A 10,434-nucleotide genomic window follows, 5' to 3' on the forward strand; every position below is an offset into this window, starting at 1 on the left:
CGGCGCGCACGTCGTCGCGGCGGGCGGCGGCCCGCGCGGTGATCCGGGCGGGCAGGTCGTCCGGGGCGGCGTCGTCGGCGCTCCAGGTTATCCCGGCCGCCTCGGCGTCGAGCAGGAGATCGGCGGCGAGCCGGTCGGCCGCCGTCCGCGTGTCCCGGGCCGCGACCGTCGCCCGTTCTGATTCGGTACGCCGCCGCGCCACAGCGCTCTCCTCGGCGACGACCGCCTCGTCGGCCCGCCCGGCCGCCTCGGCCAGGTCGTGCACGTGCCGTTGCAGGTCGGCGAGCTGCTCGTGGGACTGGTAGGCCGCCGAGGCCTTCAGGCTGTCCAGGTGGGCGCGGAGCCGTCCGGGCTCGCCCTCCACGGCCCGCAGCCGCTCACCCGCCGCGGACTCCTCCTCGGCCGCCGCGCCGGCCGCGTGACGGGAGTCGTCGAGTGCGTTGGACCGCGTGGTGACCGCGTCGCGGCGGGCGGTCAGGGCGTCGGCGGCGGCCCGCGCGTGGGTCCGCAGATAGGTGGAGTAGACCGTCAGGAACGCGGCCGTCGCCGCGTCCGCCGCCACCAGTCCTTCGAGGGTACGGGCGACCGCCTCCATGTCGTCGAACGAGCGGGCGGCCTCCACCAGCAGGTGGTCCTCGACGGGGCGCAGCCCCCGTTGCAGCGTGCGGGACAGCTCGACCGGGTTGAGGTCCTTGGCCAGTTGTGGCTTGCGCAGGGTCAGCACCAGGTCCAGCAGTTGCTCGTAGCGGGCCGGGCCGAGGCCGAACAGCCGGGCGTCGACGAGCTGGCGGTAGTCCTCCGCGGAGTCCCGCACCGCCTCGGTGCCCAGTCGGTCGATCAGGTCGCGGCGGGTCAGCGGCCGGTCGTCGGCGTCCAGAAGGGAGAAGTCCACCCCGATCCGGCCGTCGACCACGAAGTGCCAGCGGGTGACCCGGTCGACGTGCCGGTGCGCCCGCAACCCGATGCCGACGGTCACGTACTGCTCGCCGTCGCCGAACTCCATCCACACGTACGCGTGGGTGACCTCCTGCCCCCGGTAGAGCAGGTTCGACTTCATCGTCCGGTCCTCGCTGGCGAACGGATTGAGCCGGCGCGGTTCGATCCGCCCGTCGAGGACGAACGGGAACAGCACCTCCAGCGCCTTGGTCTTGCCGGATCCGTTGGGCCCGCGCAGCACCAGCCACCCGTCGACGAAGCTGAACTCCTCGTCCCGGTAGTCCCACAGGTTGATGATCCCGGCCCGGGTGGGCGCGAACCGGCGGACGGCGCGTTGCTCGATCACGATCGACTTCCTCAGAACAGGGTTTCGGTGGTGGCGCGGGGCTTGACCGTGGCGACGGTGTGGCGGTACCGACCCACCAGCGGCCGGACGAGCACCCCGCCCGGCACGGCGGTGACCGCGCCGAACCGTTCCAGCAGCGCGACCGCCTCGACGCGTAGCCGGTCCGGGTCGGCGTGCCACTGGGCCCCGAACGCGGTCCCGTACCGCTGGAGGATCTCCCCGACGGCGGTACGCAGGAAGCTGTCGGTGATGAACGGCAACCGGCCGGCACCGTCGGCCTCGTCGTGGTCACCCCGGTCCTCGGCGGTCCACGGCTCGTCCGGAGCGGCGTCGTCGAGGCGTACCAGGGTGGCCGTGGGCAGGCCGGTGTCGATGTGGCTCGCCAGCGCCTGCTGCCGGGCGTGCCCGTCGGGCGGGGGGAGCCGTTTGACCCGGCGGCCGTCGGGATCCGCGATCCGGACGGCCATCTCCACCGCCAGCAGCACCGCGGCCTGCGCCACCGAGCCGGTGCCCGGGAACCGCTCCGCGGTGAACCCGGCGGTGTCCACCAGCAGCACACCCTCGGCCCGCCGTTCCACCCGCAGCCCGGTCAGCCGGGCCAGGTCGGCGGCGAGCGCGGAGCCGCGCAGATGGTTGGCGACCGCCGGCTCGACGTCGGCGTGGTAGACGACCGGTGACTCCACCACCGCCCGCCGGGCCGCCTGGGCCGCCTGCCGGCGCTCGGCGTTGCCGCTGCTGCTCATCGCCCGGTCTAGCAGCACCGACACCGAATCGACGTGCTGCAGCACCCGGGTCGGGCGGAACAGCGCGAACACCACGTCCCGTGCCACGTCGTACAGTGCTTCCCCGGCCCCCGGGTCACTGGCCCAGGCGGCGCTGGAGCCGTCGGCCAGCCGCAGCACACCCCGCTCATCCAGCCAGCCGACCGCGTCCACGAACGCTCGCCGGTCCGGGCCATGGTCCGGATCCAACCCCAGGCCGGTGATCCGGTTCGCGTCGCCGGCCACCGAGTCGGCCAACTCGCTGAGGGTGATCTGGATCCCGGCGCGGCCCAGCACCGCCAGGCACAACGACAGGTACGCGTAGCGCTGCCGGTCGAACGGCCGCCCGGTGCGCGACACCGCCGGCTGGGTGCCGTCGAGCCGGTCCTTCGCCCGTACCAGCCGGGCCGTCGCACCGTGTAGCTCCAGTCGATATCCGAACGCCTCGGCGAGATCCCGGCGCAGAGTGGCGGCGAACCGCCGCACCCGGGGCAGCGCCCGCTCGTCGGGCCAGGTCGCCGTGATCAGGGGATGGCGCAGAATCAGCCGGACCGCCCGCTGGTAATCCGCCAACTCCAACTCCGGGACATCGATGGCGAACCGATGCGCCGCCGGCCGCGGCACCCCCGCCTCCGCGGTCACGCCGGCACCAGCTCGGGACGGCGGACCGCGGTGTGCTGCGCGGCGGTGACCGTCAGCGTGTACCCGTCCAGATGCAGCTGGCCCTCTGCGGTGCGCACCGTGGTGAACCGACCCGGCGTCGGGGTGAGGGTCAGCCGCACGCCGTGCGCGGCGGCTGCCAGCGGCACCCCGGTTCGGCCACCCACCCGGGCCGCCAGTGCGATGTCGAGCAGGCGCAGCAGGACCTGGGTCTGCGATCCGTCCAACTGGTGACCGTCCACGCCCTCGGCGGCCAGCGCCGTCGCCGCGTCGGCCAACCGGCGCTCCCGGGCGAGCTGGTCGCCGCGCAGCCGGTGCCGCCGGTCGTCGACCCGGTCCAGCCGGGCCGGCCGTCCCCGACCCTGCCCCGGTGCCCGGCCGGTGGTCACCAGGGTGCGGGACAGCTCCACCGGCGGCGCCTCCCACCACGACAACCGGCCGGCGATCGCCTCCGGATCCGGGTGCGCCACCCCGGCGTGGCGCGGAGCGCCGAGGCCGAACACCACGTCGAACAGGGCGTGCGCGGCCTCCTGGGTGCCGGTGTGGGTGAACCACGCAGCCAGGTGCCGCAACTGCGACTCCCGGCTGACCCCGCCGCGTCGCGCCTCGGTGACCCGGCGCAACAGAGCCAGAACGTCACCGATCGCGGCGATGGTGGCGTCCGACAATCGGTCCGCCTCGCTGGGCTGTTCCGGGCCCGGCGGCGCCAACCATGACCGCAGCCCCGCCCAGCGCCGCCGCCAGTCCTCCAGCCGCTGCACCGGGGTGTGGAACAGTCGCTCGTCGGCCTCGGCGGCGGCCTCGATCAGCCGGTCCAGCCCGGTCGCCTCGACCTCGTACACCGCCGCGCGCAACCGGGGCGTGTACCGCTGCAATTCGTCGTGGAAGTCGCGTAGGTGAGCCAGCAGGGCGTCCTTGTGGGCGAGGAACACCTCCGGCCGTACGTCGTTGGTCCGTCCCAGATCGCCTAGCATGTGGTAGAAGCGGGCAGCCCGCTCGGCGATGTCGGCCAACGCCCGGTCCAGCCGGTTGAACTTGCGGTAGACCTCCTCCGCGTCCCCCGCCTCGTTGGCTGCGGCGAGCGCGTTGAGGTCCGCCAGCAGGTCGGCAAAGACCAGCCGGGACAACGTCGAGTCGTCCATGCTCGCCGACAACACCGCCTCCACCGCCCGGTGGGCCCGGTAGCCGGCCTCGGTGAACTGATACACCGAGTGCCGGTTGCGGTACTCCGCCAGCGTCGTGGCCCGCGAACCGTCCTGCCCCCGGTCGAGCACCCCCCACTCCACCAGGGCGTCGAGCAGCCGCGGCAACTCCAACCCGGCCGGATCCGGGCAGTCGGCGTCCACCTCGTGCAACGCCGCCAGCGCGGCGGCCACGTCGGAGGTGTGCAGCACCACGTGGTAGCTGGACCGTGCCGAGTCGAACGCCCGCAGCAGCCACAGGTAGGCGAACCGGTTCTCCGCCGTCACGTAACCGAACAGCCGCATCCGGTCGTCCAACCCGAAGTCGTCCAGCCCGAACGTCGGTCGAGTTGGCTGCGCCGTCATCATCTACCTCCCACCGGACGCGGTCAGCCCACCACCCTACCCAGGCGAGCCACCACGGCGGCCGGGCGCGCAGGGGATCGGTGGCAGCCTGTCCTGTGGTCGTGGTCGCAGCCCGAACGGGAAGCGGATCTACGGCAAGCCGACCAGCAACTGCCGTCCTGCCGAGAAGTGGTTGGAGGGTCATCCATCGCCCGCAGTACCTCGGCGAGCGGCCGGGCGCCCGTCCAGGCGGCGATCGCGGCGTCGACCTCCTCGCGGTTCGCCACCCGGCCGGAGTTCGTCCGGAAGCCCGGGTCGTCGCCGAGCCCGATGAGGTCCATGATCCGCAGCGCGACGCCGTTGCTCGACCCCGAGATGGCGACCCACCTGCCGTCGCCGGTGCGCCAGATGTCACGAAGGACCGAGAACGAGGCACTCGATCCGAACCGTTCGTGGTTCTTGTCGAGCAGCGCCGCGGCCGGGATGGCCGGCCCCATGATGGCCAGCGAGGTCACCTTGTCGGTCACCGCGACCGGTGGGGGCAGCGGCGGGGCGTCCGGCTCGCCATTGAGGTAGGTGAAACCGGACATCGCCTCCGCGAGGGTGGCGAAACTGGGGCGGCCTGCGTAGGGGCCGGTCTGGCCGAACGCACTGATCCTGGTCAGCACCAGTTCCGGCCGCACGGAGAAGAGGACGTCCGGTCCGAGCCCGAGCCGCTCGAGCACACCTGGACGCAGGTTCTCGACGACCACGTCGGCTCGTTCCACCAGCTTGAGGAACTGCTCGCGGCCTTCCGCGGACTTCAGGTAGATGGTGGTGCCGAGTTTGCCCAGGTCGTGGAGTTGAAGAACAGGGCCAGGTCATCGCGCGGATCGAGTTCTGCCGACTTGCGGAGGTTGTCGAGGCCGTGCGGGTTTTCGATCTTGACGACCGTGGCGCCGAAGTCGGCTCGGCGTCGTGGTGGGCGGACATGGCGTAGCCGAGCAGCCGGCGGGAGTACAGGTCGATCAACGCGGCGAGGTAGAGCTTGCCCTCGTCGATGACGACCTCGGTGATGTCGCCGCACCGCAACACGTCCGGCGCGACAGCCGTGAACTGCCGCCGGACCCGATCCGGCGCCACCGGCCGTCTGCCCTGCCGGGTGAGCCTGCGCCGGCGACGCGGGGTGCGTCCGGCCAGGCCGAGCGCGGCCATCCGCGCCGCGTCGGTGTTGACCGACACCTGCCACCCGTCGGCCTGCAGATCCTGCGTCACGCGGGGGGGGCGTCGGGTGGTGGCGCAGCGGGTGCGTAGTCGCTGGTTGGCGGGGTTGCGGAAGCTGTAGGCGTCGCGGGCGACGGTTTTGATCACTCGGTTGGTGCCTTCGGAGCCGGAGTTGGTGATGCCGGTGTGGAGGAAGGCGAGGATCTGGGGCCACCAGGTGTGCACGGTGGTTGCCAGGCGGGTGAGTTCGGGCAGGTCGGCGTGGGCGCAGCGGCGGTAGAAGCGGTAGAGCAGCTCGGCGACGCGTTCGCGACTGGGGTTGACGCGGGCCAGCGCGAGCAGGTCGAGCAGGTCTTCCTTGGCGTTGCAGGCGGCCAGGATCGGCGCCCCGATGCGTGTCGGCAGCGCGGCCAGTTCGGCTTGCAGGTCGTCGACGTGCTCGGCGCGCATGCGGGCGGCGGAGCGGGTCAGCCGGTTGCGGAGTTCCCACTCGCGGTTGCCTTTGCGGCCGCGTCGGCCCCGTTGCTGCACGGTGACCCGGCGGCGGACCTCGGTGATGGTGGCGTTGGCCAACTGCACGAGGTGGAAGTGGTCGACGACGAGTTGGGCGTGCGGCAGGACCCGCTGGATGGCGGATTTGAAGATCGTGCACATGTCGATCGCGACGTAGCGGACCTGATCACGCCACGTCGGCGGGCGTGCCAAGAGCCAGTCGGCCACGACCTGGGCGGTGCGGCCCTCGACCTGCCCGAGCAGTCCCTGCCCGCCCGACAGATCCACAAACCCGACGTGCCAGCGGTCGACGGTGCTCTGCCAGGCGCCGGTGGCCTCGTCGAGGACGAACTTTGGCCTGCCCCGGCGGATCTCGTCGATGTCCAACACCTCGACAGGCTGCGGCTGGACGGGCAACACCGTAGCGGCATGCGCGGCGAACGCGGCGGCGACGACCGGCCACGACAGGTCATGATTCCGGGCCGCCTGCACGACAGTGCGTCCATCGTCAGCGACCGCAGCGCCGGACGCCGCCCGCAACCGCGCGGTCAACCTATTGCGAGCCGGTACAGCCTCTACCGCCTCGGTGAACGACCCACGCCGACAACCGGGCTCATCACAGCGCCAACGACGCTTGCACCACCGCAGCGCTGGCCACCGCCCACCCACCGGCAGGTCACGCGGGCGGGTCACCCGTCGGCCCTTCGACCTGCGCGCCAGCGTTGCGCACTCTGGGCACCGCCGTGCCCGCTCATCCGCGGTGACCAGGTCCACCACCAAACCGTCCGCCCCGTCCGCGACCTCGACGACGGCCAGACCGGCGAGACCCAACAGCCGAGTCGTATCCTCAACCATGCCCGTGGCTCTTCTGTTGTGATCAGCTTGCTTCGACAACAAGATGATCACCAGGAGCCACGGGCATCCTCACACCAGGGTCCACCCTGGACGGAGCGACGGCCTCAGCCGACCCCCCCTCAACTTCGGTGAGCCGTCATGACTAAAGAGCCCTACGCGTCGGCGAAGCGAGTGTTCTGGGTGGTCGACAACGGCTCCTCACACCGTGGCCAAGCCGCAGCCGACCGGCTCGCGGCGCGGTTCCCGAACGCGGTCATGGTCCGCAAGCGCCATCTCAAACTCACCACCTGAGCAGCGGTCTTCAGTAGCGGCCGAGGTTCTCTCTGGGCGCCATCACGATGCGTGGAGAGGCGGCCGGACTCAACCACTTCAGAACCTGGAGCAGGTTGGACTGTGTCAACGAGACACAGCCAGCGGTACCGCCATTCCCCATGACGTGCAGGAAGATGCCGCTGCCGCGGGCTGGAGTGGCTGCCCTTACTGGGATGTTGTAGTTGATGACGGCGAAGTAGTTGTACTGCGGCACGATCTGCCACAGCGCCTCACTGTTGCCGCCCGGGTTCGTGCCGTGCACGAAGCTGTTGTACGTGGGCGAGCTGGGATTCTCGTCCCAGTAATCGTTCACGACCAGGCGGTGGTAGCTGTACCTGACGCCCGGGTTGGCGAGTGCGCCGTACATGGTGGAGCCGATGCCGTAGACGCCCGTGGGTGTCGTGGCGACGCCCTCCACATGGCTGTCGCTGAATCCCTTGGTGCCGATCCGTGCGCTCATCACCCCGAACTTGGCCCGCCACACGCCGTTGACCTTTTCGAACGTCTCGAAGGACGCGAAGCTCGTACCGTAGCCGCTGCTGTGCACGACGATGAGCTGGCTAGTGCTGGCCGGAATGCTGCGCAGCCGGGAGGCGATGTTGCTCGCCGCAGCCGGCGTCGCAGCCCTGCTGGTCGGCACGTGCGACGGCGACCGGCTCAGCGAAGGTTTCGTGGATCGGCTCGCCGAAGGCGACGGGGACCGGCTCGCCGAAGGCGACGGGGACCGGCTCGCTGATGGGGACAGACTCGCCGACGGCGATGCGGAAGGATCTGAGGAGTCAGTCGGCCCCGGGGGGGCGGTCACCGAGGTATCGACCGGAGCCGACCCGGTGCCTACCGTGCCGTTCCGGCCCGGATCTGCACAGGAGGTCAGCCCGAGGCCGCCGAGCAGCGCCGCCGCGATGGCACCGCAAACAGCCCGCCTGAACGATGTTCGCATTCCTGCTCCATCCACTGGTTCATGATCTCCGCCACCGACTCCACTGGTTCATGATCTCCGCCACCGACGCATGGAGCAGCGCACCCATGCTAAACAGGACCATCCGGCACAACGACGCATCGCGACAGACAATAAGGGTGTTGATTGTCAATACAGTGCGACGGCGTGTCGACGTAACGATGTCACTGCCCGCCGGCCAGGCCCGGCCGGTCGATCTGGGTACCTGGGCGCGGGCGGAATGGCAGATCGAAAACAGGGTGCACTACGTGCGGGACGTGACGCTACGTGAAGACGCCCACCAAGCCCGGACCGGCAACGGGCAGGGCCGTTGCGTTCTCACTCGGCGAGCCTGTGAGCTGGGATTGCGGGGGGTTACCGGCCTGTATGGAGGCGGATGAAGCGGGCGAAGCCCTCAAAGTGATCATGGAGTTTCTCTAGGACTTCACGACACCGAGGACTCCACTCGCCGATGGCATCATCCCTGATCTCCGTACTGACCGTGACAACCCTCGGTGCCGACACGCCACCAGAGCCGATCACCGACGGTGAACATCGTGGGCTCCTGGACGCTGTCAGCGTGATCCCAGACCCGCGTAACCCTCACGGCGTGCGGTACCCCCTCGCTGCGTTGCTGGCTGTCGCGGTCTGCGCGGTCCTGGCCGGTGCCACCTCGTTCGCCGCGATCACCGACTGGCTGTACGACCTGGACGAGGCGGACCGGCAGCGGCTCGGGTTCACCCGCGGCGCGCCCGCCGGCACCACGGTATGGCGGCTGCTGACCCGCCTCGACGCAACCCTGATCAGCAGCGTCCTGGCCGGCTGGCTACGGACCCGGACACCACCGGTGACCACCCGGCCGCGCCGCTGCCAGACCGTGATCGCCGTGGACGGCAAGACACTCAGGGGCGCCCGCCTGCCCGACAGCCGCCAGACGCATCTGCTGTCCGCGCTGGACACGAGCACCGGCATCGTCCTGGCCCAGGTCACCGTCGACACGAAGAGCAACGAAATCCCCGCCTTCACCCCACTGCTCGACGCCGTGGAGGCCGTGCTCGGCAGCCCGACCGATGTCCTGTTCGTCGCCGACGCCCTGCACACCCAGACCCGCCACGCCGAGCAGATCACCAGCCGCGGAGCCCACCTGTTACTACAGGCCAAGGGCAACCAGCCCACCCTGTTCGCCCAGCTCAAAGCCGTTCCCTGGGCGCAGATCCCGGTCGGCGACCGCACCCGCGACCATGGCCACGGACGCAAAGAGACCCCACCGTCAAAGCCGTCACCCTGCACACCCCGGGCGGGATCGCGTTCTCGCACGCCCAGCAGGCCATCCGGATCATCCGCACCCGCACCACCGGCGGCAAGACCAGTCGCGAGACCGTCTACCTGGTCACGTCCCTGCCCGCCGCCGACGCCCAGCCAGCTGACCTGCAGAAGTGGGCAAGAGCGGAATGGCTGATCGAAAACCAGGTCCACAACGTGCGAGACGTAACTTTCCGTGAAGATCTTCACCAGGCCCGCACCGGAACCGGCCCCGCCGTCATGGCCACCCTGCGTAACACCGCGATCGGCTGGCACCGCATCCACGGCGAAACCAACATCGCCCGCGCCAACCGACGCGCTGACCGCCGATCACACGACCTCATCACCGCCGTGACCGGCAGTTACCCCAGAACGCAATAGCCCTGCGTCGGGTGGTGATGACCGAACCAACGGCTGCCGGCCAGCCGAGAAGTGGCGAGAGTAGCCACCGTCGGAGGCTGACCGCGGGCCCTCGGCCATCGCGGGTCAGTCCCGATGGCAGCCCGTCCTCCTCGGGTCGGACCTGGCGGGCGCGGGCGACCCCTCCCTCGTTCTGCGGGGCGGCACCGCCTGTAGGTACGCGGGCATATTTGTTCATCTTCGATGATGTGCGCCTTGTGTGCTCGCCAGCGGATGCCAACCGGGGTCAACCGGTGCCAACGCGGGTCACCGCGGCCGACCGCCGGTCGCAAACCGCGGTTCGTGTGCTCCTAAGACGACGGTCCATCGGTGTCCGCAGGCCGATGACCTGCGACCTTTCTATCGTCTCCGTCGGGTGCCGGTCGCTTCGCGGGCTCGCTGCGATCGCGTGCCGAAGATCAGCTGGAACGTTGTGGGCCCTGTGGGTACCGGCTTGACGTAGCCGCGAGCCGGGGCTGAGTCATCCTTCCTCGTCGTCGAGTAGTTCGTGGCGCCATTCGGCGAATCGGCCACGGAGATCATCCAGCGCTGCGCCGGTGACGCCGTACTGGGCGAAGTCGTCAGGGTCGAGGTGGGTGGCTTGTCCGAGGGCGTCGGCGAAGATGCGCGGGTCGAAGCCGCGGTCGGCGCGGCGCGCGAGGGCGATCAGGGCGTCGCGGGTGTAGCGGCCGGATCGGATGGTGG

General features: G+C 70.5%; 6 protein-coding genes and 3 pseudogenes. 2 read left to right on the forward strand and 7 right to left on the reverse strand.

Annotated elements, in window-relative coordinates; translation table 11 throughout:
• The 5 genes and pseudogenes from AC2CHE_RS25695 to AC2CHE_RS25715 form a co-directional block, all read right to left on the reverse strand.
• Positions 1-1,282 (reverse strand): annotated as a pseudogene (locus AC2CHE_RS25695) (TIGR02680 family protein); the annotation flags it as partial.
• Between the two features lie 11 nt (positions 1,283-1,293).
• The gene (locus AC2CHE_RS25700; RefSeq protein ID WP_484507417.1) at positions 1,294-2,685 is read right to left on the reverse strand and encodes a DUF2398 family protein; all 1,392 of its coding nucleotides are present in this window, start codon (positions 2,683-2,685) and stop codon (positions 1,294-1,296) included.
• Positions 2,682-4,250, reverse strand: a complete 1,569-nt coding sequence (locus tag AC2CHE_RS25705) for a TIGR02677 family protein (protein WP_484507418.1) — start codon at positions 4,248-4,250, stop codon at positions 2,682-2,684. Before AC2CHE_RS25705 ends, AC2CHE_RS25700 begins: the two co-directional genes overlap by 4 nt.
• A gap of 23 nt (positions 4,251-4,273) precedes the next feature.
• Complete coding sequence (locus tag AC2CHE_RS25710) at positions 4,274-5,062, reverse strand: CoA transferase (protein ID WP_484507422.1); 789 nt, start codon at positions 5,060-5,062, stop codon at positions 4,274-4,276.
• Positions 5,063-5,492: 430 nt separating this feature from the next.
• Positions 5,493-6,779: pseudogene (locus AC2CHE_RS25715) on the reverse strand (ISL3 family transposase); the annotation flags it as partial.
• A gap of 138 nt (positions 6,780-6,917) precedes the next feature.
• Here AC2CHE_RS25715 and AC2CHE_RS25720 point away from each other — a divergent pair.
• Entirely contained in the window at positions 6,918-7,070 is a 153-nt protein-coding gene (locus tag AC2CHE_RS25720) for a hypothetical protein (protein ID WP_484507419.1), read from the forward strand.
• A 10-nt stretch (positions 7,071-7,080) separates the two neighbouring features.
• On the opposite strand, the gene AC2CHE_RS25725 is transcribed toward AC2CHE_RS25720, so the two are convergent.
• Positions 7,081-7,731: a L,D-transpeptidase family protein gene (locus tag AC2CHE_RS25725; RefSeq protein ID WP_484507420.1), complete on the reverse strand. Its 651-nt coding sequence runs from the start codon at positions 7,729-7,731 to the stop codon at positions 7,081-7,083.
• A gap of 907 nt (positions 7,732-8,638) precedes the next feature.
• Here AC2CHE_RS25725 and AC2CHE_RS25730 point away from each other — a divergent pair.
• Complete coding sequence (locus tag AC2CHE_RS25730) at positions 8,639-9,487, forward strand: ISAs1 family transposase (protein WP_484507421.1); 849 nt, start codon at positions 8,639-8,641, stop codon at positions 9,485-9,487.
• A 723-nt stretch (positions 9,488-10,210) separates the two neighbouring features.
• On the opposite strand, the pseudogene AC2CHE_RS25735 reads toward AC2CHE_RS25730, so the two are convergent.
• A pseudogene (locus AC2CHE_RS25735) lies at positions 10,211-10,434 on the reverse strand (nucleotidyl transferase AbiEii/AbiGii toxin family protein); the annotation flags it as partial.

It is taken from the genome of Micromonospora sp. ATLC16 (assembly GCF_057196645.1).

What these genes read in the sequence shown, in the direction of transcription:
- AC2CHE_RS25720 (WP_484507419.1), top strand. Translation starts at nt 6,918, where the DNA reads ATGACTAAAGAGCCCTACGCGTCGGCGAAGCGAGTGTTCTGGGTGGTC.
- AC2CHE_RS25705 (WP_484507418.1), bottom strand. Translation starts at nt 4,250, where the DNA reads ATGACGGCGCAGCCAACTCGACCGACGTTCGGGCTGGACGACTTCGGG.